Origin of the sequence: Scytonema sp. PRP1, assembly GCF_036697665.2 — a bacterium.
In the GTDB taxonomy this organism is placed as follows: domain Bacteria; phylum Cyanobacteriota; class Cyanobacteriia; order Cyanobacteriales; family Nostocaceae; genus Kalymmatonema; species Kalymmatonema gypsitolerans.
In genome coordinates this window covers 23,452-49,637 of record NZ_JBAHYJ020000097.1, presented here as the reverse complement: position 1 = coordinate 49,637, position 26,186 = coordinate 23,452, and the positions used below count along the sequence as shown (strand labels likewise).

Annotated in this window: 16 protein-coding genes, 1 rRNA gene, 1 pseudogene and 1 CRISPR repeat array; of the genes and pseudogenes, 2 read left to right on the top strand and 16 right to left on the bottom strand. The window is 42.4% G+C overall.

Features of this window, described 5'->3' with window-relative positions; translation table 11 throughout:
* Positions 1-419 (bottom strand): 16S ribosomal RNA (locus V5G28_RS26105); the annotation flags it as partial.
* A gap of 646 nt (positions 420-1,065) precedes the next feature.
* Here V5G28_RS26105 and V5G28_RS26100 point away from each other — a divergent pair.
* A pseudogene (locus V5G28_RS26100) lies at positions 1,066-1,921 on the top strand (IS1634 family transposase); the annotation flags it as partial.
* Positions 1,922-1,938: 17 nt separating this feature from the next.
* Positions 1,939-3,359: a CRISPR direct-repeat array (repeat unit 37 nt; unit sequence GTTTCAATCCCTAATAGGGAGTTAATGAAATTTCAAC).
* Between the two features lie 212 nt (positions 3,360-3,571).
* On the opposite strand, the gene cas2 reads toward V5G28_RS26100, so the two are convergent.
* The 9 genes from cas2 to V5G28_RS26055 form a co-directional block, all read right to left on the bottom strand.
* Positions 3,572-3,859, bottom strand: a complete 288-nt coding sequence (gene cas2 / locus V5G28_RS26095; RefSeq protein WP_332988368.1) for a CRISPR-associated endonuclease Cas2 — start codon at positions 3,857-3,859, stop codon at positions 3,572-3,574.
* Positions 3,860-4,119: 260 nt separating this feature from the next.
* Positions 4,120-5,046, bottom strand: a complete 927-nt coding sequence (gene cas1d / locus V5G28_RS26090; protein WP_332988367.1) for a type I-D CRISPR-associated endonuclease Cas1d — start codon at positions 5,044-5,046, stop codon at positions 4,120-4,122.
* Positions 5,047-5,099: 53 nt separating this feature from the next.
* Positions 5,100-5,705 (bottom strand): CRISPR-associated protein Cas4, encoded by a 606-nt coding sequence (cas4, locus tag V5G28_RS26085; protein WP_332988370.1) that lies wholly within the window; start codon positions 5,703-5,705, stop codon positions 5,100-5,102.
* Between the two features lie 120 nt (positions 5,706-5,825).
* Entirely contained in the window at positions 5,826-6,656 is an 831-nt protein-coding gene (gene cas6, locus V5G28_RS26080; protein ID WP_332988365.1) for a CRISPR-associated endoribonuclease Cas6, read from the bottom strand.
* Positions 6,646-9,399, bottom strand: a complete 2,754-nt coding sequence (gene cas3 / locus V5G28_RS26075) for a CRISPR-associated helicase Cas3' (protein ID WP_332988363.1) — start codon at positions 9,397-9,399, stop codon at positions 6,646-6,648. The genes cas6 and cas3 overlap by 11 nt, the downstream gene beginning before the upstream one ends.
* Positions 9,392-10,177, bottom strand: coding sequence for a hypothetical protein (locus V5G28_RS26070; RefSeq protein WP_336231340.1), 786 nt, complete (start codon positions 10,175-10,177; stop codon positions 9,392-9,394). Before V5G28_RS26070 ends, cas3 begins: the two co-directional genes overlap by 8 nt.
* Before the next feature lie 42 nt (positions 10,178-10,219).
* Positions 10,220-11,101, bottom strand: coding sequence for a hypothetical protein (locus V5G28_RS26065; RefSeq protein ID WP_332988359.1), 882 nt, complete (start codon positions 11,099-11,101; stop codon positions 10,220-10,222).
* Complete coding sequence (locus V5G28_RS26060) at positions 11,098-13,557, bottom strand: hypothetical protein (protein WP_332988357.1); 2,460 nt, start codon at positions 13,555-13,557, stop codon at positions 11,098-11,100. The genes V5G28_RS26065 and V5G28_RS26060 overlap by 4 nt, the downstream gene beginning before the upstream one ends.
* A gap of 15 nt (positions 13,558-13,572) precedes the next feature.
* Entirely contained in the window at positions 13,573-13,821 is a 249-nt protein-coding gene (locus V5G28_RS26055; protein WP_332988356.1) for a DUF433 domain-containing protein, read from the bottom strand.
* 390 nt (positions 13,822-14,211) lie between these two features.
* On the opposite strand from V5G28_RS26055, the gene V5G28_RS26050 reads away from it, so the two are divergent.
* Positions 14,212-15,072: a helix-turn-helix transcriptional regulator gene (locus V5G28_RS26050; RefSeq protein WP_332988354.1), complete on the top strand. Its 861-nt coding sequence runs from the start codon at positions 14,212-14,214 to the stop codon at positions 15,070-15,072.
* Positions 15,073-15,195: 123 nt separating this feature from the next.
* On the opposite strand, the gene V5G28_RS26045 is transcribed toward V5G28_RS26050, so the two are convergent.
* From V5G28_RS26045 to V5G28_RS26020, 6 genes are all read right to left on the bottom strand, one after another.
* Positions 15,196-15,771, bottom strand: coding sequence for a Uma2 family endonuclease (locus V5G28_RS26045; protein ID WP_332988352.1), 576 nt, complete (start codon positions 15,769-15,771; stop codon positions 15,196-15,198).
* A gap of 69 nt (positions 15,772-15,840) precedes the next feature.
* On the bottom strand, positions 15,841-16,155 hold the full coding sequence (locus tag V5G28_RS26040; RefSeq protein ID WP_332988350.1) for a hypothetical protein: 315 nt from the start codon (positions 16,153-16,155) through the stop codon (positions 15,841-15,843).
* A gap of 418 nt (positions 16,156-16,573) precedes the next feature.
* Positions 16,574-18,535: an Hsp70 family protein gene (locus tag V5G28_RS26035; protein ID WP_332988348.1), complete on the bottom strand. Its 1,962-nt coding sequence runs from the start codon at positions 18,533-18,535 to the stop codon at positions 16,574-16,576.
* 227 nt (positions 18,536-18,762) lie between these two features.
* Positions 18,763-19,806, bottom strand: coding sequence for a hypothetical protein (locus V5G28_RS26030; RefSeq protein ID WP_332988346.1), 1,044 nt, complete (start codon positions 19,804-19,806; stop codon positions 18,763-18,765).
* A gap of 649 nt (positions 19,807-20,455) precedes the next feature.
* Positions 20,456-24,049, bottom strand: coding sequence for a PAS domain S-box protein (locus V5G28_RS26025; RefSeq protein WP_332988344.1), 3,594 nt, complete (start codon positions 24,047-24,049; stop codon positions 20,456-20,458).
* A gap of 251 nt (positions 24,050-24,300) precedes the next feature.
* Positions 24,301-26,145 carry a tetratricopeptide repeat protein gene (locus V5G28_RS26020; RefSeq protein ID WP_332988342.1) on the bottom strand — a complete coding sequence of 615 codons (1,845 nt, stop codon included), beginning with the start codon at positions 26,143-26,145 and terminating at the stop codon, positions 24,301-24,303.
* Positions 26,146-26,186 lie beyond the last annotated feature (41 nt).

Genomic DNA, 26,186 nt, shown 5'->3' with positions numbered 1-26,186 from the left:
TTCTTCCCTGAGAAAAGAGGTTTACAACCCAAGAGCCTTCCTCCCTCACGCGGTATTGCTCCGTCAGGCTTTCGCCCATTGCGGAAAATTCCCCACTGCTGCCTCCCGTAGGAGTCTGGGCCGTGTCTCAGTCCCAGTGTGGCTGATCATCCTCTCAGACCAGCTACTGATCGTCGCCTAGGTGCGCTCTTACCACACCTACTAGCTAATCAGACGCGAGCTCATCTTCAGGTGATAAATCTTTCACCCAAGGGCACATCCGGTATTAGCAGCCGTTTCCAACTGTTGTCCCGAACCTGAAGCCAGATTCTCACGCGTTACTCACCCGTCCGCCACTAGCTCCGAAGAGCCCGTTCGACTTGCATGTGTTAAGCATACCGCCAGCGTTCATCCTGAGCCAGGATCAAACTCTCCGTTTTGTTTTGAGTTTTCCTAAGCTCCCGGAAATAAATTTCCGAAATCTTTCCTTCGTTTTTTTTGTCTTCGGGTTCTCCCCGTTGACTTCATTATCTTTGACGAGGATTTTTGCTGCTTTTGGCTTTCAAACTATTGTTTTTTCTTGGTTCGGCGTGTGTTTTCTTTCTTCACACTTTATCTAGTCTAGCCACCGCTTTTTTTTTTGTCAAGGGGCAATTCAAACTTTTTTCTGACCCTTGATTTTTCATGGCTATGAGTCGCTTTGTGCCACTGTTTATCCTACATAATAGCTCAAAATTTTCAAGCACGCTGTTTGCTGACCTATTTTTTGGTTCGGCATGTCTTGGAGCTTTGCTTTGTTCAACACTTTTTTACCAGAAATACGCAATTTTTGAATGTTTGGGCTGGAAAGCGGACTTTGGCATGATGGCTGCACGAGTTTTTCTTTTTGGGTAGGTCTTACCACTGTTAACGGTTTGCTCCCTAGTCTTTATACAGAGTTGCGTTCAAAGATATGAGGCAGCTGTTGGCACAATGGGGAGAAGGGCAGGGCTATTTCATTCTAAATAGGTGCATAAGTGTGGTAAGACCAAAAGCGGAACGTCGCTACGCCTGAGCCATGTTCTCAAACCTATTGCAGCGATATAAATAAATGGATATCGTATTACCTCGTGTTGTAACGACTATGGTGAAGTGCAACAACGCTGGCTGGTTGTTGAGAGCCAAGCAGGTAAAGATGCTGATCTCAAACAACTAGAAAAACGTTTAGCCAAACAGCGAATCAATTGCTGAATCTGAACTGAGGCAGTTGTGTAAACAAAAATTTGCCTGCTCCAAAGATGCCGCCACTGCAGCCGAACGCATCAGTCGTAAATTACCTTTACATCAACTAGCTGATATTGAAATCCACGAAGTTAGACAACATACTGGTCGTGGTAGACCTCGTAAAGACCGAAACGCAAATGTTTATTACCAGGTTCGTGGCTGTGTTGTGCCTAAACAAACCGCGATAGATATTGAAATTGGAAGAGCCGGAAGATTTATCTTGGCAACAAATGTTGTTGACGCGAGCCAATTGAGCGCTTTAGGATGTGCTGCTTTGAGTATAAGGCACAACAATCAACCGTTTGCGAAGCATGCGCGAAGCGCGTACGTGGTTTCCGATTTCTGAAAGACCGATTATTCTTTACGAGCAGTGTTTTCCTTAACTCCGCTGAACGAGTTGCAGCGCTAGCTATGGTTATGGGTTTATGCCTGCTTGTTTATAGCTTCGTCGGTCAAAGAGCAAGAAGTCAAGCTTTGCTACGAGCAAAACAGACTATTGATAATCAACTGGGCAAACCGACTGCGACTCCAACTTTACGTTGGGTGTTCCAATGCTTTATGTCGATTCACGCGGGTTTCGATCGCCCAAATCAAGCAAGTTATCAACTTAACCCAGGAAAGGCAATGGATTCTCCAGTTTTTTGGTGCTCCTTGTCGAAAATATTATCTTCTTTCTTAACTAACCTGCGGAATGTGGGTTCAATCCCTAGTAGGGAGTTAATGAAATTTCAACACCGTCCATTGAGGGCGACGGATTGCAATGGGCTGTTTCAATCCCTAATAGGGAGTTAATTAAATTTCAACTAGTTCCGCTGTGGAACTAACTAGTTCCCTCCGGCGCACACTGTTTCAATCCCTAATAGCGAGTTAATGAAATTTCAACTTCTATCCCACGCATTATTCAGATTGAAAGGGCAGTTTCAATCCCTAATAGGGAGTTAATTAAATTTCAACGCTGACGCGTGAGGAAATTTTATCTCCTACTTTGTCAGTTTCAATCCCTAATAGGGAGTTAATGAAATTTCAACCGCAAGACGAACTAGTTCATTGTCTAGTTCTTCTTCTGTTTCAATCCCTAATAGGGAGTTAATGAAATTTCAACGGCGCTCTCTAGTCTTGGTTGTTTCATAGCCGTTGTTTCAATCCCTAATAGGGAGTTAATGAAATTTCAACATCTGAGCCAACCAAGCAACGCCGCCAAAAGGGAAGTTTCAATCCCTAATAGGGAGTTAATGAAATTTCAACTTTGGAGTTCTTGAGATTGCTCATTAATCTGTTTGTTTCAATCCCTAATAGGGAGTTAATGAAATTTCAACGCTTAGTCCGATACCCAACTTCTCTGAAAGCTCCCGTTTCAATCCCTAATAGGGAGTTAATGAAATTTCAACTACTTTACCCAATTTGCAATCCTGGCGAAACAGTGTTTCAATCCCTAATAGGGAGTTAATGAAATTTCAACCCCTCAGCCAATCCCAACAAATCACATAGAATTGCCTGTTTCAATCCCTAATAGGGAGTTAATGAAATTTCAACGAGAAAGTGGAGTAAAGCCAAAAGTTACGGAGTTTCAATCCCTAATAGGGAGTTAATGAAATTTCAACGTCGTATTTTTTGGCATAGGATTAAGCTGCTAGAGCAGGGTTTCAATCCCTAATAGGGAGTTAATGAAATTTCAACTTTTTGTGGACGACTAAAGATCACCTTAGGCTAGCTCTTGTTTCAATCCCTAATAGGGAGTTAATGAAATTTCAACTTATATTTTTCCCAAATCTTAACGGTAGCGGTCGCGTTTCAATCCCTAATAGGGAGTTAATGAAATTTCAACTTGCGGTTTTTGTTAGTCAATGCGTCTACTGTAAGATGTTTCAATCCCTAATAGGGAGTTAATGAAATTTCAACGGTAAACTTCGTAAAACTTCGGTATTCATTACGGAGTTTCAATCCCTAATAGGGAGTTAATGAAATTTCAACGCCGAATGGAGATTGTGGAATTACCTCTCGCTACTTGTTTCAATCCCTAATAGGGAGTTAATGAAATTTCAACCTCTTCTTAGGAGTCTTATGGTTTGCTCTGTTGGATGTTTCAATCCCTAATAGGGAGTTAATGAAATTTCAACAGCGGAAGCCTGAGAACTAATATATATAAGGTTTTCAAGGTTCTTGAGCGCGGATAGAGTAATCATAGCATATGAAATCAGGTTTGATGAAAATACAAATGGCTGAAACCCAGTCTGGGCAAGCAGCGCGGATACTTTGTCAGAGCATATTCCCTTAAAGCCTTGCACTGTGGGAAATTCAGCCATTTTTTTCAAAACCTCTTTACCAACACCTACCCATCCGCGCATTCGGCAAAGAAAATGGTTTCGTCACGAGGTTGTTCACCACCGATACGCTCGATTTTACCAAAACAGCAGACGCATAGAAAGTAAAATCGAATACTATCAGTATCAGGCTTGATGAGTTTGTTTAAGCGCGATCGCAATTTTGCATATTGAGTATCAGTCAACTGGCACTCAAACACACTATACTGCACCCACTGTCCGTAAGACTTGAGGACTTTGTGGATTTTGGTGCGGCGTTTATCTTCAGAAATATCGTAGGACACAACAACATTCATCGCGACTTTTTCCCTCCAGCGCCTACTTCAAAACCAATGGTGGATATTTTTCGATTTCACCCATGAAGTATTTCGCCAGTAAACGGGCTTGCATTTCAAATGCTTCCTCTCACATCTTGCACCAAGGAAATTTGATGGTGTTTAGTCACTCAGTATTAAACCAAAAGTCTTTTATTTAGCAAGAAAAGCCAATAAAAACAATGTAGCTTTATCACGCATATTTTTAACTTGTACGGTTTTCTACGGTGAGGTGCAAGATATCAGTCCTGGTACATACATTTGCGTCCGAGAACTGGATGTTTGAATTCGGATTGCTTCTTTTGGGCGTATAACCGTAAAAATGTTTTTCGCCCTTCTGGAGTGAGGGAAACTGCACCGCTTAATGGTTCTGTTATAAAATCCTTAGGTGTCAAAAATTGCTTATTTAATGTAGATAACACGACTGCATCCACAATTAAGGGACGAAATTCTTCCATTAAATCTAACGCCAGCGATGGTCTACCATAGCGATCGCAGTGGAGATATCCTAGATAAGGGTCAAACCCGGCAATATTAACTGCCCCTTGAATATCATGACGCAGCAAGGAATAACCAAAGCTGAGTAAAGAATTCACGGGATCGGTGGGAGGACGACGGACACGTTTGGGAAAAGTAAATTCTGTTGTCCGCAGAAGTTGATTAAAGCAGCCAAAATAAGCTGCACTACCAGCGCCTTCCAAACCGCGTAAATAATCAATACTTTGAGTTTTGTCAATAGGTGCAATTGCTTGCTCTAAGCGCGTCACATTTTCGGATAAATCCAAGCCTGGACATTCACGTTGACGACGGATGAGGACGTTGCGATAGTTTTTCAGCTTACCACGTACAAACCCTTGGACGGCATGAATTGCTTGAGCCGATTCACCAGCGGCTTGCCATTGTGCTTTACGGACAAAAATGTTTTTGGTGACTTCTGGTTCTAAACGTCCTAAATAACGTCCTGTATCGGTGAGAAAAGTCAGGGGTATTTGACGCTCAAGCAGTTCAGAAATTGTTGCAGGTGAAACTGTAGCGCGTCCTAAAACTACAACACCATCTATTTTAATTAATGGTACATCCAAAATCGTCTTTTTATCAAATTTCACAGTCAGGCGTTCATCAATTTTGCCGATAAAAGCATCTTCTTGAGTGATATAAACTGTACCCATAATTGCATTCTCAATTCATCAAAAGTTAACTGAAATCAAACAGTCATCCAAAATTATTTGGTTTCTTGATAGCGTCCTACTTTTTCAGCAGTCCCTGGCAGACATCGCAATTGAAGGCTGCATCCAGTACAGCGCTTAGTTTTGATAGCTTTTGGCATAGTGCCTGTAAATAGCAATGTTTGAACAGCTTCAATAGTTGCGATCGTACTCTGACGCAGTTCCTCGGTCATTTCTACTAATTGACGTTGGTGGGAGTGTGCGTAGTAAACATAGCCATTGTTGACACGTTGTCCTGTCATTTCTTCAAGACACAACGCTTGGGCGCAAACTTGCAGTTCATCGTTATCCCATTCGCCTTTGCGTCCCCGCTTGTATTCAATCGGATACCATTCACTGTTTTCGGCTTCAATTAAATCAGCTTTGCCGATAAGTTGGTATTTTTCTGATTTCAGCCAAATCGCCCGTATTTGCCAAGTTTCCTGTTGATGTCCTTCCCCAACTGTGTGAACACGTTCGTGTAAACTTGTTCCTTCAATTGTGTATTGATTATCAATAAATTCTCCTACACAAAACCTTCGCCAGCAGCGATGTGGGCAGTAGGCATATTGATTTAATGCAGCGATAGGAATGTATTCTGTATCATTCATGGCTTTCAATATTTGATGAGCGAGAATTAGTTATTGATAAGCTGATGGACATTTAACTTGCATATTTTGGGCGGGCGAGACGCCCACCCCACAAGAGATTTATTAATTTTGTCCATGCAAACTAAATGTGTTTTAGCTTAGACAACGTGTCATACCCATACCCATTGTTGTTTTGCGTCCAACTCCTGCATACAAAGCAAACTCGGCAAGGGCGTTGATTTGCTTGATTGCGCTTGGTTCAACATCCCCAAGAATTCGATAGCTGATTTCGCCAACACAACCAATAAATTTGCTGTCATAGTTGCTAACAACTTCCGTATTTATGTTGCAAAAACTTGGATAAATTGACTCGATGGGAGTGTTGGTAAATTCAATACCACTATATTTGTTCCAGCGAGTCAGAAGACTGTTGAAGAAACATTCTCGTGTTGGCAGAATGGTATCGTATCCTCCTTGGCGGAAGGCTACAGGTGTGGCAAAGGTGAAGTGAAGAGTGCGATCGCGATCGCTTGCTTGTTCATATAATTGAGCATATGTGCAAGCATTTGCCCACGGTTGAGTTGATTGTGGAGTCCCAAAAATACTGGTAATATACAAATCTGCTGAACCCAAATGCCAAGGATGATTGGGGTTGAGATTGAGCCAAAGTGGAGTCAGCTTGCTAAATAGGTTGTCGTCTAGGAGTGAGATGCGCCACCAGCAAGGCGTACCTGCGGGAATTGGGCGTTGATGACAAAATTGCAGAGAGTGGTGTTTGTGTTGGTGGTTTTTATGATTTCGTTGTATTTGTAAGGGTGAAAGGGTGAAGGCTTTCTCTGCGTTGGATTGGTGTAGATAGTCTCCCAAGGTGCGATCGACGGAACTGATGAGGGTGAGGAAGAGGGCGTGGTAGTGTCTACCTGTGAGGAATTCGGGGTAAATGGGAGACTGGGGGATGAGGTTGAGGATTAAACTATGGGGCATCTTCTAGTGCTTTGATGTATGTGATAACTGCTGATTTTTGTTTATCATTGTCATCATATTTATACTGCAACTTCTGCTCAAATCCTGGTGACTTCCACTTAATAAAAACTCCAGGTAAGTCAACAAAACCTAATTCGGAATTGTATGTATAGCCTTGCTTCCCATCGTGCATTGATGCCTCATCATGTAGAGGACTAATTTTGACGATTATATCTTTTTGATATGCATACCCTGTGCGTAAAGGTCTTATCCTCCACCGAGTTTCTTCTTGGTCATAGTAACGCTCATAAACATTGATATTGGCGTACTCATTACTTCCATTTTCATCTTTTTTGATGAATAAGCGGTCAACTGGTACTGTGACTTGAGGCATTTCTGGTATTTTTTCTTCTATTCTGTCTCCATGTTCGCCATTGTCGTAAACTAAAGTTACAGATGGTGTCCAACTGCGAGTTACGACTAAACCTTTTTCATGAGTTGGTTGACAAGTTAAATCTGCACCATAAACATAGTCATGCAGCATTGAGAATAGTTCTACAACTCGGTAATCATCAATCTGATGAGGACGTGAAATACATTGACTAATCAATTCAGAATCAAATAGTGATAGTGATTGCAATGTTTTTTGATATTTTTCCCATCCGGCTTGATCCAAACTCTGAGCATAGAATGGAATGCGATCGCCCTCTATCTTGCCAATCACAATCACCTTTGCATTTGAGATATCTCCCTTACGATTGCAGCGTCCCACTCTCTGGATTAAATTTTCTGGCAAACAAATTTCTGAAATTAAAACCTCACTGTTTAAATCACAACCTACCTCAATAGCACTGGTAGTAATTAAAATGTAAGGTAGACCTTTGTCATCACGTTCTTTAAGTTTTGTATAAACTTCTTCTCTGACTTTACCATCAAGGCGACCGTGATAGAGAAACAGTTCTCTTTCTTCGTTGTCAGTTTTCCAGCCTAGTTGATGCTTTAAACTTTTATAAATTCCTACAGCATCTTGCACAGTTTGGACAACAGTAATAATTCGTCGTTCAGATTTACTTTGTAATTCTTTAATTAAAGTTTGTAAAATCTGCTGTTGAAATGGTTCAGAATTTTGGGAATTGCGTTCAGTGTCATTGAGCAATTCAAAATATCTTTGATTGAGAAAAGGTTGTTTCAAGTGGATTTTTTGAAATTCGGCTAATTGCGTTGCTTGGTTAGAATTATCGATATAGTCAATGCCATCTAAATAATCAAAGCATTTAACATATTGTGGGGGCATTGTAGCCGTCATTAAGATGAGCGATCGCCCTGCTTCATAGAGCGACTTCACCAAAGCATGAAAATTGGTAAAAGAGATATCATCATAACTGTGAGCCTCATCAAAACAGATAAGAGTCTTTTGTGTATGAGTCTTATCTCTATGAATTCTCAGGGGAAAGACAAATGATTTTTGCTTGTCACCAAAAGAAAAATAGCGATAGAGAAACTTATCTAATGTTGTTAAGATGATATCTCCTTTGTAAAGATGGCGTCTGGGGTTACTAGTTCTGGGTTTAGCTTCCTCTTTACCATCACGGTAAACCCAACGATACATTTGGGAACCAGTATCTATAACTAAAGATATTTCACGCTTTGGGTAAAGTTCTGAAAAACGCTTGAGATACTTTTCTACCCGCTGTTTTTGGTCTTCCAGCAGACTCCGAGCAGGTAATGGTAGAATTAAGCGATAATTATTTGCTAAGGCAGGAAACAGGACAGTTTCAAACTTGCCTGAACCTGTACGACCTTTGATTAACAAGCCTGGTGCATCTGTTTGAGAAAATTTCTCAAATATTTCCAATTGCATCGGGTTAGGTGCAAAGCCAGCTAGTTGTTGATACCAAAATTGACAATCTTTATCTTTAAAATTATCTTCTGATTGATAAGGTTTAAGGATTACTTTTTGAGACGGTGCTTCTTCTGGTTTTTCCGGCTGATTTTGCCACCATGCTTTAGTAATTGCATCTAAACTTTTACCCAAATCAGCATCTCGGTTTTCTTTTCGACACTTTTGTAGCTTAGCTTTATCATCTTCAGATAGACGGAATACCCAAGATTTAAAAGTGAGTTCAATCTCATCTTGCGAGAAAATCCAAGGGTCAATCCGATATATCTTTGGATCTGACTCATCTTTACTAATGGTATAATCCATAAATGTGCGAGATTCTGCTTGTTCTTCATCTCCAATCACCCGACAAGCCAATTCAGCTTCAATTTGGTCGCACATCTCTAAAATATAAAGTTCCCGCGCGTAGGCTAAGGGTTCATTAGAAAGAATTTCAGAGTATTGAGAGTATTTCTTTAACTTATAAGCATCTCGACTGATATCTCTGACAGAAAAGTCGTGATGTCCTCTGGCAAGAGTCTGCGCCCAAATATCATCCTTATATTCAACCAGAAACCGATGTGCCTTGAAAGAGTAGATATATTTTTTGAATTTATTCTTTGAATCAGTTTCCACGTTGAGATGAAATGTCCGTGGCTTTCCCCTATCATGGAGGTCTGTTGCTTTAATGACGCGTTTGATAGAATCATCGCCACAAGGGAAATCGGTTGTTTGCCATTTTTTCACTAAAATTTTTACATTTCCTACATGATTGCCAAGAGGTTGGAAATAAATCTCATTAGGAATAACTGGATTGGGATTAGGCTTACTAGGGAAAAAAACGCGACCAAAGTTATAGGGACGCTGACGTTGTGATTTAGACATATACTTCCCCTTTTAAGAGGTTAATCAGAGAGACAGGGATATAAGTTTCCCCATCAGTGAAGTAATCGAGGGTAGGAGCAGAATTGATGTTCTTGGGATAGTAAGCAGCAACAAAAGGAATAAATCCTTCTACTGGGGTTCGCTTCTCGCCTAGAAATCCTTCGTTACTAGAAGAATTTTCTGAATTATCTAACCACTTATAGCGATAGAGATTGTAAATGTCACATCCACCCACAAACTGACCATTTTGTAATAATGCTTCCATAGGTACAATCGTTGATGGAATAGCTGCAACAGTTTCATGTCTTAGCTGGATAGGTTGAGAAACGTCTTCCACGACAGCAAAGCCTTCTTTCCCCAACTTACATCCGTAACCTTTTAGCTTTTGGAAGTGTTCTAACCCCTGCAAGGATTCACTAACGACGTAACCAGTCATTTCTTCTGCAATAAAATATTCCCAAGTGTGCAGCTGAAAGTTTGCTTTGTCCTTTTCCACATATAATCGGGAAAAAGTATAGTGGTTAAACTCACGCATTCCCTTACGGTACGTTTTATGCACAGTACGCAATGTATTTCCAGATGGATATGCGCCTAGTGCCACATAACGATGGGGTAATGTATAAAAAGGCGGGTCATCTTTGTTAATAGAAGTTTCGGGGATGTCCATTCCCACACTCATCATTGCCAATCTTCGCAGGAATCCTGATAGAGTTGTGGGAGGAACAAAGGGATAGGTGGCAATATTCAAGATGGAACCAGGCAGAATGCGAAATGTCATTGCTGCCGTGGGTATGATTTTGAATTTGAGTAAATACATAAATCACGCCTGTAAAGTGGTTTTTACAAAGTTACTGGCGTATTCTTGCAACTTGTCTAAAGCTTTATTACCAATCCACCGCTCGAAATTATCATCCTGAATATGATCGGTGTTAGTGTGTGGGTACTGGGCAAAACGCATAAAGTCTGCGAGCGCAATTTCTGGATTGATCACAGATGGAGAAATAATAGGACGTTTCCCCTTGGGAACTAGATAACGATCTACTACTAATAGAGGTGTTTGGTCTTCAGATTCAGCAATAGAAATACCTTTCGGATTTCCAGCACCAATACGAGGTAACGCATCTAGAAAAGCATATGCAACTGAAGAAAATTCTTTGTCTGTTACGCTCAAAGCGTGGTTAGAGACTGGGTAGAGAATACCAGGTTGGTTGTACTGGCGTTTAAATGGTATTGGTTTGTCTTCCTTCTTCTCCATTTTATTAACTAGCATTGCAGGGTGCATTGCCCGTTGCTTCTCCACTGGGTACAAATCTTGAATAGCAACACCACCGCCATGAGTTACACGACCTATAAGAGTTTTATTTCCTGGATCAAGTGCCCCATATGGAGCGCAGATAGGACACTCAGGTTTAGCACAGGTTTTAGGAATACCGCATTGCTGTTTATCCCCTAGCAGTTCTCCTGTTTTCACAGGTGCCCAGATTAAACAACGTCGTTCAACGCCGCGCCGTTTAGTGGGAGATATGTAACATTTTTCAAGCGATCGCCCATCTTTACTTGTCAGCTTTACCGTCTCCACAACGTTGACGTTTACCTGTACTTCATCCCCAAAGTAAAGCTCTTGTGGACCTTCCAGAATTGCGTAAATGTCGAAATGGAAACGAGGATTTTTGGCATCAGTTTTGGGAAGTCCAGTCGTCATGATGATTTCTCACTTGTAGATTTAAGTTTGCGTACCAATTCAGGAAACCGAGTGTAGAGAGAAAGTTTGAGATTATAAGTCAATTCATTCCACTCACGGTCTTGACCATAGCCATTCTCAGCAAAATAGGTATAAGCTTTCATGACATCATCTGCATACAGTGTTAGCCATATTTGCTGTTTTGCTTCATCCTTTTCTTCTCGACCTGAAATTTCTAATATCTCCAATAACTTCTTTGTTTGCTCATAAACAAAGTAGTTATCCGGGTTGCGATAAAGTCTTGCTTGAACAATTTTCTTTTCCTGGTCTCCAAGAGTGGCGTAGTAGCAAAAAGCCACCGCATCATCTACTTTTTCAATTATTTTGCTCATTTCCCGTTCAGCATCTTCTGGCTTCATTACCTTTTTCGCCGTAGATTCCAGTGACTGAACAAAGGCATAGGTTAAGCCAGTTAACGCTGTAATATGCTGATATAATTTTGCTTTTTTAGCTATTTGTTTTGATGAATCCATATCTTGCTCAAGAATTTGCCAGTAAAGTTCACGAATTTGCTCTAATCGCAACTTGTTGGTGATATTAGCTGACTTAGTAATAGAGTAATCAGCATAAAATGGTAAATCTTGCTCGATATACCGAACCGCATCACCCAAATTCAGATTAATTTCTTTTCCAGCAGATATAATTGATTGACCATAACATTCCATCAATCCCTGAATGAATACTAAATGTCTGCTGGCTAAAAGTATTTCTTGACTTCCTTGAGTAATTAAAGAAAACTCAAAATCGGCTAAGACTTCTGTTGGAAAGATAGAAGCTACTTTTGCTAGTGCATATTGAACTTGACCTAATTTTTGCGATGCTACATCACCGCTTGTTGTTTTCTCAGAAGCTAAGACTACATATCTACCCGCACATAGATGCATTTCCTTATTAGTCAGCATTCGGATATAGTCTTTTAACTTCAACTTAGAACCCTCGTTTTGAAACGGGGCTGATTTTAGTTTCAAAATAATACTTTCATCTGTTACTTTAATGGGTGAAGCAAAAGCTAAAGCTGAACAGGAAGCACAGATATAAGGACGGTCTTCACTAGATGATGATTGGCGGCGTTGGGAGGGTCGCTCAAACATAAATCGAGCGACTTTCCACTTAGCTGTTTTTGGATCAAGAGCGACACCGCAGGAGTAGCAAAATTCTTTACCGTCGTCTCCAGGCGATCGCACCTCCATCATCCTTGGTTTTTCAGTTAATAAAGGTTCTGGTAGTGAATCGTATTGCTGCTGTTCTAGCAAGCGATACATTTCCAAAATGCATTGAGTGAAAATATCTCCACGAGTTGAGTTAATCTGGTCTGTAGCAGTTTTGGTGAAGCTTCTAGAAATTTCAACAATCTTCTTAAATTTGTCTGGTTTGTGTTTTTGGTCTAGGCTAATAAAGTCAAAAGGATTACCTTTTGATTGTTCAAGCAAGGTAAGCTTTTGTTGTACCGATTCATAAGTATACACGATGTGAGATTCAAGCTTATCTTGCTGTTTCTGTAATTTCTTTCTTTGTGCTTTTGTCAAACCTGACTCTTCAAGTTGACTTTTAATCGTTGCTAATTCTTGCCAAAAAGATTGTTGTTCTTGTAAAAATGTACCAAAAAATTTTTTAAAATAGTCTCCATACTTATTAGCCTCCTTGTTCTGCATTTCTTCTAAATCCTGCAGTTTCTTTTCCTTAGATTTACCTTCTTTATCGTTGAATTCCAAATTTGCTAAAACTTTCTTTAATTCATTAATTTGTTTTTCACGCTCAGTTTGACGTTTCTTGACTTCTCGCCAAACTGCCAAATACCAAGCAGCAAGAACATCAGATTGAGCCTGAGTTAAAACTGGAACTTCTAAGGTACTAAAACCACGTCCAGCTAAAGTCACGCTATTGAGCATGACAATAAATGTCTGTGTTAAATCAAATAACTGGTAGTTGTGGTAACCATCTGTTGAAAAAGCGACATTTTCTAGAAATTTCTGCCAATATTGATTAAAGTCTGTTGTCGCTTGTGTCCTGGGAATGAAAACCTGTACATGGTAGTCGCTTTCATCCAGCACAACAATCTTGTATAGCTTCTGCAAATACTCCAAAAATCTGTCAATCGCACTTTCAATCGCTAATCGTGCTTGTAACTCTCCCGGTAGTGGTGCTTTATACAAATTCTGGATTCTACCAAGTTCCTGATTCTGATAAATGGCTCGGTTGGTACTGAAGATTAGTTTTGGTAGTTGACTATCATCCTGATTACGCTTGAGACTTAATAGCCTAACTAGCCGAGAGTCGTCAAAAGTGCGTGCTATAGTTACCGTTTCCGGTTCACTTGCCAAAGTTGTAATTAATTCTGAACAGTCTTGAGGAGAAATAACTTTAGCAGCCAAAGCGCTGAGATAAATTTTTTTTATTTTAGTAACATCAGTAATCATGTGTTTGGATCTGGATCAATTGGTTGATACTCCAGGAATTTCAACAAAAACATCCCGTGGTATTTCTGCTCCATAGGCAATACAAGCTAGTACGTCTTCTCGCTCAATACTTGGATATGCCTCAAGAACCTCCTCAATGATTGCGCCGCCTGCTAAGTAGTCCAGAATAAGGGAAACTGAGATACGATGTCGGCGAATACAAGGTTTGCCAAAACAAATATTCGGATCGATAGAAATTCTCGACAGCAAATTATCTCTAGTCATAACGTCTGACCTCTGGTAGCTGAACTATTCAGGAAATGGGAGTAGTGTTAACTACCACCCTACATATTAAGAAATGCTCGTTAAGCAATCGTTTTCAACTAAATCATCAGTTGATATTTGGGACGCTTCATTCTTAGTTAGGGCAGTGACACTTATTTATGTCTGTCAAAATAGTCAGAATGAAATAATCCCTATCAGGGATTGGAAGCCAGAGTTTACCTCTGGCTTTTTTAGTATTTGCTTGAAGAATGTAATTGTTTTTTGTGCGCTGTCTGTCTTTTTAAACTTCAATGTAAGTACATTAACTGCCTTTTCTAGTAAATGTCAATATGAACAAATTAAATTTGTGTAAGATGATAATAATTGACTAAAGTAATTACATATTAGGGAATGTCACGGAAAAAAGAGACAATTACACTGTCAATTCCATCAGGAACCAAGGAGCATCTAGAAGAAATCGCCCGTCGCCTCGGTATCTTCTGGGGTAAATCTCCTAGTGTCTCCGGATTGTTGGTGGCGATCGCACAGCAGGAATTTGAAGTAGGCGAACCCTTCAGCCTCAACTCAACGCAAGTAGCAGCACTTCAACAAGCCATCGGATTACTCAAGGATTCTGGTTTTGTCGAACAAGCTCAAACCATCTCTAGTCTTGTATTAGAGCGAGGAAAACTTGAAACTCCCATGCGTCAATCACTGCTGCAACAAGTCAGCCAACCTAGTGAAGCATGGCGTCTTTTGGTAGAACAACTCCGAGCAAACCAACAACCATTTCACCTACTCTATGGCAATGCTCAAGAAGAGGATCTCTCATTTACAGTACGTTTCGCTGAGATTGCCTTTGAAGACAAGCGTTTTTACTTAAACATTTGGTGCGATGAGACGGAAGATATCAAAAACACTGACTTCCCAGAACTCATACATAATCGTTGTTTACGTCTAGATAGAATCAAAGGTGTTGTGCCAATAAACGGATACTGGCGGCATGAAGGCTTAGATTCTTTAGAAGTGCAATTACACTTTTACCGTGGAATGGTAAAAGCCTATGAACCAAAACAAAACGACATTGAAAATAAAGTTATTGGAGATATACGCCAAGTCGTGAGGCGTGTTCCGCATCCCTTTTGGCTAATTCGGGAAGTATTGCGGTATGGGGAAGATTGTGTCGTGGTGTCGCCCGAAAATGTGCGATCGCTCGTCAAAGAAAAACTCAAAACCCTCTACCAACGTTACAATCTAGAAATTTCTTCTTAAAACTTCATTGCAACTGGAGTCAAAGGTGTCAGGTTGCTCTTGCACCTACACTCCCTCCTCCAGCTTTAACTTTACGCATCTGCTTCTTTGGTTGTACCTAAAGGAATATTCATTACCAAAGCATTACCAAACTTCGCTCAAGTCCAAAAGAAATCCCGGTAGCACATCTTCTCCTGATACAGTTGTGGGATTGTCTAATACTTCCACATCCCGACCTTGCCTGTATATCTCAACTTTCCGGCTTTTGCGGTCAATCAACCACCCCAAACTGGCTCCGTTTTCCATGTATTCGCGCATCTTTGCCCGTAACGTTTCTATGCTGTCAGAAGGAGAACGCAGTTCCACAACGAAGTCTGGGCATATTGGAGCGAAACCTTCTCGCTCTTTGGGCGTAAGTGCTTTCCATGTCTCTAACTTTACCCAAGAGGCATCAGGAGAACGGTCAGCACCATTGGGGAGGTGAAATCCGGTGGATGAGTCAAATACTACCCCTAACTTTGTTTGACGGTTCCACAGCCAAAGTTGCCCTTCGATGTCTATGTTTCGTTTTCCTGTATCGCTTCCAGTAGGGGGCATGACAATTAACTCTCCAGTCGCAGTTCTCTCTAGCCTTAAATCACGGTTGACGGCGGCAAGTTCCTTGAACTGTTCGTGGCTAACTTTGAATGTTTGGGGAATGGTGATGGTGGGGTTGACCATACGGTAACGCCTCGCTTGATTTTGGGCAGGAGTTGTAGGCTATTACTTCATCTATGGTGTCATAGGTCGCTAAATAAAGCGCAAAAAAATTTGGCGTTGCATATTTGCAGGATGAATTTTGTGTTCTTGTGGGATGGGCATCTTGCCATTAGTGTCAACAATCACGTTTAAACCTTTATTCCACGTTGATTGACCCCACACGCCAGTCGCCTGCGGAGGGAAACCCCTTCGGGTTTGCCAGTTGCCTGCGGAGGGAAACCCTCCTGCAGCACTGGTCTCACCTCCTGCAGCGCTGGCTCCCCTTAATCCCCTCCCCTTGCTAAGGGGAGGGGAGGTTTTGGCGTCAGACAAAACCGGGGTGGGGTGGAGCGAGATTGTGGACATTCAGGAGAGCATGATTTAGCTTATTTACAAGGGTTTTAGCTTAAGTTGACACGTATGGCAGGATGCTTACCCCACAAGAATCATCCCTGGATTTAGCTACGCCAAAAATTTAGCCCGCGTAGGCGGGCTTTGTTTATTTAGCCGAGGTAGCGCCCTTCGGGTATCTCCTCCGGAGAGGCTGCGCCAACGCCAGTCACCTACGGCGGGAAACCCGCTTGCAGTGCTGGCTCACCGTGCGGGGGTTCCCCCCGTTGAGGCGACTGCCGTCCAGACTTCCAGTCTGTGGGCGTATATAGCGCTTCTCCTTTGGATGAAGTACAGATTTATCTGTGTCCATCTGTGTCCATCTGTGGTTCTTATTTCTTGATGTATTTCACTCAACTGAGAACCGCTATATTTGTAAAACTGCAATATTCCTTTAAGCAATCAACAACCTAGCCTTATCCGCTTGCTCTTGCACACTTTCCTTCAGCCATTCACTGATAGATTTACCCAGTTTGACACCTATTGTTGGATCTTGAGTTAAAGTTTGTTGGATTTTTTGCTGCAACTCTGGTTTCTTCTGATACGCTAGTTCGTCAATTTTCTGATCAGGCACCAATTTGCGTATCCAACCAGGTATATCTGTTTCCTTAACTAAGGACTCACCTACAAAGTAAGCTAATATCCCAACAATCGGTGCAATGATTCCAGTAAAAAGTAGGATATGGAATATTCCTGCTAGGACAACGCCTACGATTAAAGCAACAAGGTGTCCAACAAATATAGAAAGTCCGGTTAAATCATCAAGAGATATGGATGTGGGAACTTTTTCTGTGTGATCCCCTAAGTCAATTGTTTTGCTGCTAAAGGTTTCCAATGGTAAACCATACTTTCTACAGATTGAATCTGTTTTTTCCCTCACCTCGTTCTGAACTTTTGACAACCACTCAACTAAACAAGTAGCCATTTTGTCATTGGCATCACTTCCTGTTAGCCAAGCTTTAGCTTTCTGCTCTATTTCCGTCTCAAGAGATGAGAGCGTTATGATATCCCTCTTCCGCCAAGATTGCACGTTTGGCTTTATGACCTCGTCTACCAAACCATTTGCCAGTTCCTCTGCTAATTTTTCCAAGAATACGGGTATGTAATTTCCCACAATACCTGTTAGTTCTTGGTCAAGGAATTGAGTAATTTCTTCGATAAATCCTTCTGTGCGAATGTACACCCGTCCCCAACGGGCAAGTCCTCTGGCAATAGAAAGCTCAGGTTCTCCATCTCGCTTGCAAGGCAAATCAGGAAAGACTTCTTGGCATATTTCCAGAACAAACCCCATTTTGGAAGCACTGCCTGTGAGGAGGATAACGCTGGGTTGAATGCCTATGTGCTCCAACTTTTGTTTGACTGCCTGCAACTCGTCACGGAAAGCATCACGCCAACTTTTCTTGCCAAGTTCTGGTAGAGGTTGGCTGAGGATTGCATTCATAATTTTGCCATTGACCAGAGGCAAAAACTTATATTTTCTTTGAATATCCTCAACGCCTACATTAACAATGCTCTCTTCGTAAGAATCTTGATAGTTAAAATACTCTTCTTTTGCTTTACGGCATCGGAGTTCACAGCGATTTTTGTATATTGGGTTTTGCTCAAAAATTTTTTCCAGCTGTGAAATTTCTTCTAGTTGCAGAATTTCTTCATCTCTGAGAATTTCTCCAAGTCGTAAAATGTCTTCGCGTCCCTCTCTATATTGTCTTTGATATTCCAGGGTTTTCTTGAGGATTTCTTTTTCAATGAGGGATGCACCTAAGTCGTGTCCGAAATCTATTGGGGTGTCAGACATACCCTTGACAAGGGTGTAATCTGTGGTGGAAGAACCAATGTCGATGACTAGCACCGACTTTTGTAATTCTTCTATGGTGAATATGCCGCTTTCTTTGGCATGCATCAAAGCAGCGCGTGACTCTTTGACTACGGTTGCCTTTAGCAAGCAATCTTCAGAAAGGAGTTGTTTGTAAGTCTCAATTTCTTCTTGCCACCATCCTGATGGACAACCTATGAAAAAGTAGTTGTCATCTCCTGACTGAATTTGTTTAGTATCAATCAAATGCTGATAGATAGCATTCACAAATTCTTTAATGTTTTTTTGGTATGCCGGGTCATTAAATTTCCTGCTTTTAAAGGCAATTTCAAAGATGCTGGCATCGGGCATTTGATACGCCATTTCCCCAATGAAAATTCCTTTTTTAGGATGGTGGGCAATGGCGGTGGTTTGGCTTTTCCTGTTATTAATTAGCAGACTTTGAGGAGTTGTTTCTGGATTATCTGCTCGCACCCAGGTAAGAGCCGTTTCTCCGTGCCCTAAATCAAATCCGATGATTTTGAGATTATGATAATCATGCATTTGTAATTCTGTCTCCTAATTTTATACCATGACTCGTTCCCACGCTCTGCGTGGGAATGCATTCAGGAGGCTCTGCCTCCTGAAACCAGAGGCAGAGCCTCTCGCAAGGCATTCCCAGGTGGAACCTGGGAACGAGAGGAACCTGGGAACGAGAGTATTTGTGATAAATTCTGTAGAGACGTTGCATGCAACGTCTCTACAACCGTGAAAATGAATGGGACACACCACTAGGCTGCTGAAGACGATGGAGGCTCAACTACGCTCCCTGGTAAGAGTACTTGGTCATCTTTCACAAAAGCGTGCTTCAGGGTAATGTAATCTGTGATTTGTGGATCGAGACTTGGTTCAAAGTAGAACATTGACCAAGGTTCCATTGCCAAATCCTGTTCTTCTGTGGGTTGATAAACTCGTGTCTCAATTCCGTAGCGTCTCAAAATCGTCGCAGCTTGTTCAATGCGCCTACGCACGGCTGTTGGAAGTTGAGTTTGTTCATCCAGTCCATCCGCCATCAAGTCTTGTAGGTACTCTAACAAGTCTAAATGATTTTCCAGACCGGGTTTGGGTGCTTTCTCTTCCGTTCCCCCGTACGCAGCAACAGTTAGGTCAATTGATTGAAAAGCTTGATAAAGATGGTCAAGTAATTTCTCAATATCTATACCTACTTTCAACTCGTTTTTACGAGGTTCTAACTGTGAGGCAATACTTGCGTTCTCAGACGACTGCGTTTGCTGAAATATTTTTCCAAGCAAACCTCCGGTTATTGCTCCTATTAACCCCCATGAATAACCTCCTGCCAAGGTTCCTGCTATACCGCCAGTAAGTAGGCTGCTTATAACCTCGCGGTTGTTGTGTACTTGTTGTGATAACGTCTGCTTGTAATAATCAAGCGATGTTAAGGCTTTCAGATTTTTTTCTAGCTGAGTAATTGTGTTAAATGACGATAAAGTCTTAGAAGTTAACTCAGTTAAGGCTAGCTGGCTTTCGCTGGGCGAGTTGGTACTGCTGTTAGATTTTTCTAGAGCATTTGGGGTTGAATCTTGCAGTTTGACTAATATCAAAATGCTCGTGTATTGATTAAGCGCCTTTAACATAACTGTAGCAAGGCGCGCCTGTGGTGGAGTCAATCCTCTGATGTAATCACTACTCAAGTCTGCAAGCTTGTTAATCTCTTCTTGGACTATCTTGACAACTTGCTCAGTTGTTTCTACACGTTCTAATTGAGACTTTAGCTTTTCTTTTATTTCTTTGTAATGAGATACAAGGGTTTTCATAATAAATTTTAATGCATCCCATTCCTATAGTATCTCTGCTATTTTACAGGTCGATATTTATGTTTGTTGGGTTTGCACAACCCTTTTAGTAGTATTTTTAAGTATGTATCCTATATGTTAAATATAATACATGAAATTTTCGTTGCATTGTCAAAAGTTATTATATAATAATTATTTAAATTATACGCGTAAATACACGTAGTTTGTCAAACCGCCGTAGCGGTATTGAGCGTCCCGCTTGAATTCCTAGGACGCCTAATTATCACCGAAAAAGAAAAGGCTTTGCCGTGAGTTCAGCGGCTCGAGTGAGCCTTCGCCGAACTCCGAACGGATACAAGCGTTCCGAAGTTCCCTAGGTTGGGAAGCCCCGAAGTTTGCCCGGAGGGAAACCAACGCCAGTCGCCTGCGGAGGGAAACCCTCCTGCAGCGCTGGCTCCTCCTTGCAACTTCTCTCCGCCTGCAGGACTTCTCTCTGAATTTATTCATGGATAGGAAAAAATGCGCGAGCTAATTATTCAAGCCCCCGGATTCATTCTTTGGGGTCTTCAATTTTGAATTTTGAATGAGCGAATTTTGAATTCCCCATTCGCGTAGCGTGCCCGTAAGCGCAAGCGCACACTACGTGTTGGCGCAGCCTGTCCGTAAGGACTTACGCGCAGCGTGTCCGTAAGGACTCAGGGCTTAGGGGTTGACTGTTGCGTCTACAGAGGTTGGCAATTGCGACTGCTAATTCGGCTGGCTCTACAGGTTTAGTAAGGTGTGTTTGAAAACCTGCTGAGATGATCTTGTTATGATCAGTCTCTGCTGCAAATGCTGTTAGGGCGATCGCCGGTAACGTCTTTCCTGAGGCTCCCTCCAAAGCTCTCACTTGACGAATCAGCATATATCCGTTCATTTCAGGCATTGCAATATCGCTTAACAGTAAATCGGGTTGTGTTTGTGCGATCGCCTCGAGTGCCTCACTTGCCGACGCAACTGCCTTGACTTCAACCCCATACTGCTCAAGGATGAAGGCTAGTAAATTCAGCGTATCAACATTATCATCCACAACGACGATTCGCAAGCCCTTAAGATCTAAGGAACGCTCAGGTAACTGATAGTCGTCACTTGTTTGTGAAACACCAGTCGTGAGCAGGGGTAGCGTTACTGTAAAGGTTGCTCCCAGCCCTTCTCCTAGGCTCCTGACTTGAACAGAACCACCATGGAGTTCAACCAGGTTGCGGACAATTGCTAGCCCTAGCCCCAGCCCGCCGTAGGTTCTTGTCGTTGCATCATCCGCTTGTCGGAAGCGGTCAAACACATGGGGCAGAAAGTCGGGACTAATGCCTTTGCCAGTGTCAGTGACTGTCATTTGGGCAAAAGAGCCAACTTGTTCCAGGCGAATTTCTACCCGACCACCTGGGGGTGTGAACTTAACGGCATTCGTGACTAGATTCCAAACCACTTGCTGTAAGCGGTTGGGATCGCCCTCGAGTGTGCTTACAGCAGAAGCAAACTGCGTCTGAATTTGAATTGATTTCGCTTCAGCCGCTAGACGCACGGTTTCCACTGCTGCTTCAATCGTAGCAACCAAGTCAACCGCAGAGACATTCAAGCTGAGCTTACCGCGCAGAATCCGCGAAACATCAAGCAAATCGTCAATCAACCGCGCTTGCAATTTGGCATTGCGCTCGATGATTTCTAGCGCTTGAGTCGTCTTTGCTGCATCCAATTTTCGGCACTTAAGGAGTTGTGACCAGCCCAAAATCGGATTCAATGGGGAGCGCAGTTCGTGCGAGACAATTGCCAAAAAGTCATCTTTCATCCGGTTGACTTTTTCGAGTTCTATTCGGGCAGCACGTTCCCGTTGCAAAGCCTGTGCCCGTTCCTCGATCGCCAACTTCTGATCCTGAATATCGGTACACGAGCCAAACCATTGCATAATTTGACCGTCTCGATCTCGCAATGGAAACGCCCGTGCTAAATGCCACCGATATTCTCCGTTAGAAGCACAACGGAGACGGTACTCAATTTCATAAGTTTTTCCAGTTTGAAGGGAATTTTGCCAAACTTTGATTGTGCGTTGCACGTCGTCGGGATGCAAAATATGTTGCCATCCTTCGCCTTGTGTTTGTTCTAGCGTCGTTCCGGTGTATTCATACCAGCGTTGATTGAAGTATTCATGGTAGCCATCTGGCTTGGTAATCCAAAACATCTGCGGCATTGTATCCGCAAGTGTGCGAAACATTAATTCACTGCGATCGCGCTCTGCTTCTGCCTGCTTACGAGCAGTCATGTCGATAACACAAGAGAACCCGTATTCTGGCGAATCCTTAAATAAGGCAGCAGCAATCAACACAGACACACGGCTGCCATCTTTGCGGAAGAATTCTTTCTCGAATGGTGTGCAAACTCCATACTTTCTCAATTCCTCAGCTGCTTGCTGAGTTCGCTCAACCTGTTCTAGTGGAGTCATATTAAGCCAATGCAGTTTCCCTAAGAGCAAATCCTGCTGCGTGTAGTCAACCATTTGCAAAAAGGCGTCATTGGCTTCTGTAATTTTGCCGCTCATATTGCCGAAAAACACGCCAAAAATATTAGACTCAACAATGTGCCGGAATCGAGCTTCGCTATTTTGCAGTGCGATTTCTATCTGCTTGCTATCTGTGATATCAACATTGACTCCTACCAACCGCCAGGGTTGACCTGCATTATCATAAAGAATTCTCGCTCTCGTTTGCAGCCAGCGAATGCTACCATCCCTCCTAATGATGCGAAAGTCGGCGAAAAATTCGCTTGTACCTGTCGTTAGAGAATGGCTGAATTCTGCTTCTATCTTAGGTAAATCATCCGGGTGAGCCCATCTTGCCCAGTCTTTGCGAGTGCCGCCAAACTCACCAGGTTGCAAACCGTAGATCGCTTCTAACTCCTTTGACCAAAGATTAACATTGGTTTGCATATTCCAGTCAAAGCTGCCCAATTTAGCTGCTGTTTGAGCTAAATCGAGCCATTCCTGCTTTTGACGCAATGCTGCTTCTATCTGCTGGCGTTCTGCCTCTGCTTGCTTGCGTTCAGTCACATCCAAAAATGCTCCGACAACTCCTCTGACAGCACCGGAAGGCTGCCGCAAAGGCACAGCTTTGCCGTAAATTGACCTCACATCATCTTCACTAAAGACAAATTCAAATTCTGCCTCAACTTCTTGCCCAGTGCGGCTGGCTTGCTGCATCGCTAGTTCATCAAGTGGAATATCTTGACCATTTTTCTGGATTTTAAATGGGAAGGGATATTCTCCATTAGCAGGAGTCGCCGTCATGACGGAACCTGGTGACAAGCGCATCAATTCGTAGGCAGTGCGATTGACTGTCATGTGATGGCATTGTGGATCATGAGCAATCCAGACAGCAGCTGGAACAGTCTCCATGATAGTTTCGAGTTCTTCTGCTCGTGCTTTGGCGATCGCTTCACTTTGCCGCAATGCTTCCTCTGCAACTTTACGAGCAGTGATGTCTACGTTGACAGCCACTGCATTTACAACAGTACCTGTGTGATCTCGAATCGGCACGGTAGAATTGAGAATAGTTTTTCGCTGTCCATCAAACGTCTCAATATCAATCTCTTCGCTAATCACCGCCTTACCTGTAGCCAAGGTACGGGCTAATGCCCACTCTTTGGCAGCAACAGGTTTGCCTGTACTTGCCCACCAGCCTTTGTATTTGTGGTATTGACTGGCATCATCCAACAATGGTGCATCCGCACCCCAAATCGCTTTGACGGCTGGATTGATTTCTAAAAGCCGTCCCTTCGCATCAGAAATCAGGACTCCTACAGGTAAAATATCCAACACGCTGCGGAGACGCTGACGTTCGAGATCACGATTTGCTTGTTCTTGTGCCAGTATTTTCTCTACTTGTTTGAGTTCTGTTCGTTCGCTAGCAGTCTGTTGCTCTACATTTAACGAGCTCATCAATAATGCGACTGAACTGAATACGATTAACTCTAATCTGTCAGCCCTACTGGCTATAGCTAACAAGTCAAACGGCTGTGTAAAGAAGTAGTCGTTAACTAAAATAGCCAAGACTGTGGACACTAAACCAGAAGCCAGTCCCCCATACCAGCTACTAAAGACTACAGCAGCAAAGAAAAGTAGTGAAACCTCTTGCTTAAACAGTGGTTCTAATAGCAAGCCCAGTAGCAGTGCTAATAAAACACAAAAAACGGAGACACCGTAGCGCAGTACTTGGGGGCGCTGGACTTTGAGCATACTGCTGGGATTCCTTGCTATAAATTTGTTTTTAAGAGACAGCTTTTTATTTTACTCTGAGCAATAGCTTAAGCACTATTTATAAAGTAAATCTTAAATAAAGATGTGTTGAAGCCGTGTTATGTACCGTTGCTTCAATAAGAGTTTGCATTATAACTAAAGCAACTTCTGTCTATATTTCAGTATGCTTGTTTTAGCTTGATAAAACAAGCATCTTTAGAGCCTCAGACATAGAGCCTGAGGTATAAATACTAAATACTTTGCTTGTACTCATCTAACAGTTGAGGAATATAATCATACCCATCAACACCAATCACCGGAATGATTTTGGAACGATTTTGTTGCAAGAAATTCCTGAAACTTTCTTCCCCTATTTCTCCCTGTAAAATTGTTAGCAATGCTGCTGTTTTCTGCCATTCATTTGAAGCAATTTGGTTTAACAAGTACATTCCCAAGCAGCCTGTGTAAATTGCTTTTTCCTGGTCTTGTAGATGATAATAAGCTTCTGCTAACTTCGCTAAATTCAAAGCTTGGAGATACAAATCGCCAGAAATTTGCGCTGCTTGCAAGCCGTCTTCCAAATATTTAATTGCTGTTTGTGGTTGTTGGATGACTAGATAAGCTACGCCTAAACTACTGACACACAGAGCTTTACTTTGAACATCACCCAATCTTTCTGATAGTGTTAAGCCTTGTTGTAAGTAGTTAATCGGCATTTCATACGTCTCGGGTTCTACTTGTTCGAGCTGCTGTGCCTGCATGACTTCGCTGTAGCCCAAGTTTACCAGAGCGTTTGCTTCGCCCGTACGATCGCCTGTTTGCCGACTCAGTATTAATGCACGTTGGCTGTAATTAATTGCCTCATCATACATTTTTTGAGCAACGTAAGTACGGCTGAGGTGGTTGAGATTGGCAATTTCACAAGCGCGATCGCCTGAATTGCGTGCTATCTCCAAGGCTTGCTGATGAAACTCTACAGAGCGCTTATATTGTCCAAATGCTCGTTGAGAATAGCCTAAAAGTGTCAAAACCCTTGCTTTTTCTTGAGTACCCTCAGCTTGACGCAACGGTTCATCCAGATAATTCAGTGCATCCCGCAAATAGCTGCCAGAAAACGAAGCGAATATTCCGCCGTACAAAGGAAAGTATGGACGCTGTGCAAAAGTTCGCAGAATCTGTAGCATCACTTGAGAACAACCAGCGCTGTACATTGGCGCACTGCTAAAACCATCTGCCAGTTGACTCCAAATCACTGCAAACGTCAAGAAAGTTGAAATTGACAACTTTGACCCTGCTTTGACGTTGTATGGTTGTTGATCAAACCAGTTGACTAACCCTCTTTGCAAGTACTGCAAAACGATTGCCATCTCCACCCAGTCGCGGACGGTGATACCGCGCTGCTGTTGGGCAAATTCTATTGCAGATTGCTCCATTGCCAAGGCGCGAAATAGTGCTTGAGGTAACTCAGTATTCACTTGCTTTGCCCAAGTTGCCCAAGGGCCACGTTCTCCCGGTACGCCGCCAAATCCCAGTGACTCCCGGCTTTGCTCGTACATCCAGCTGATCAAGTGGTCTTGCAGTCGCCCCCATGCAGCTACACCACGGGTGATACCTTCTGATATTTGCTGCAAATCAGAATCAGGCTGAGCAAATTGCTGTAAAGATTTTGACAATTGCTGCATTTGCTGCAAATTTAGTGCATTCTTTCGGTTAAAGTCGATAGTGCGTAAGAATGCAGTAAGACGCTGTCCTGCTTCGGCTGTAGTAATTTCTTTAATTGCAGAAGTAATGGCTTCTACGGTTTTATTTTGCTGTTGAGCACGTTGCCATTGACTTTGAATCGTCTTTATTGCCCTAAGAGTGCGGGTTGCTTTCGCTTGCTTGAGTTCATCTTTTTCGGTGTCTACTTGTTGCTGGGTGGAATTGAGGCGATCGCTCAAACCTAACTCAAAAACTTCCCCTGTGTCAGCAGTCACACCTTTAAGCAACATTTGATACACTTGCTCTTGAGAGCTAATCTTGCCCTTAAGTGTATTTTGGACAATTTCGTCGATTAAGGCGAGATACTTTTCACGCAATGGCAGAGAATCAGACACTTTAGCAACCAGAAAGGGATACGTTAATTTTAATTCCTGTC

Coding starts and splice junctions, on each gene's coding strand:
- cas2 (WP_332988368.1), bottom strand. CDS start 3,859: ATGAATGTTGTTGTGTCCTACGATATTTCTGAAGATAAACGCCGCACC.
- cas1d (WP_332988367.1), bottom strand. CDS start 5,046: ATGGGTACAGTTTATATCACTCAAGAAGATGCTTTTATCGGCAAAATT.
- cas6 (WP_332988365.1), bottom strand. CDS start 6,656: ATGCCCCATAGTTTAATCCTCAACCTCATCCCCCAGTCTCCCATTTAC.
- cas3 (WP_332988363.1), bottom strand. CDS start 9,399: ATGTCTAAATCACAACGTCAGCGTCCCTATAACTTTGGTCGCGTTTTT.
- V5G28_RS26070 (WP_336231340.1), bottom strand. CDS start 10,177: ATGACATTTCGCATTCTGCCTGGTTCCATCTTGAATATTGCCACCTAT.
- V5G28_RS26065 (WP_332988359.1), bottom strand. CDS start 11,101: ATGACGACTGGACTTCCCAAAACTGATGCCAAAAATCCTCGTTTCCAT.
- V5G28_RS26060 (WP_332988357.1), bottom strand. CDS start 13,557: ATGATTACTGATGTTACTAAAATAAAAAAAATTTATCTCAGCGCTTTG.
- V5G28_RS26055 (WP_332988356.1), bottom strand. CDS start 13,821: ATGACTAGAGATAATTTGCTGTCGAGAATTTCTATCGATCCGAATATT.
- V5G28_RS26050 (WP_332988354.1), top strand. CDS start 14,212: ATGTCACGGAAAAAAGAGACAATTACACTGTCAATTCCATCAGGAACC.
- V5G28_RS26045 (WP_332988352.1), bottom strand. CDS start 15,771: ATGGTCAACCCCACCATCACCATTCCCCAAACATTCAAAGTTAGCCAC.
- V5G28_RS26040 (WP_332988350.1), bottom strand. CDS start 16,155: ATGTCCACAATCTCGCTCCACCCCACCCCGGTTTTGTCTGACGCCAAA.
- V5G28_RS26035 (WP_332988348.1), bottom strand. CDS start 18,535: ATGCATGATTATCATAATCTCAAAATCATCGGATTTGATTTAGGGCAC.
- V5G28_RS26030 (WP_332988346.1), bottom strand. CDS start 19,806: ATGAAAACCCTTGTATCTCATTACAAAGAAATAAAAGAAAAGCTAAAG.
- V5G28_RS26025 (WP_332988344.1), bottom strand. CDS start 24,049: ATGCTCAAAGTCCAGCGCCCCCAAGTACTGCGCTACGGTGTCTCCGTT.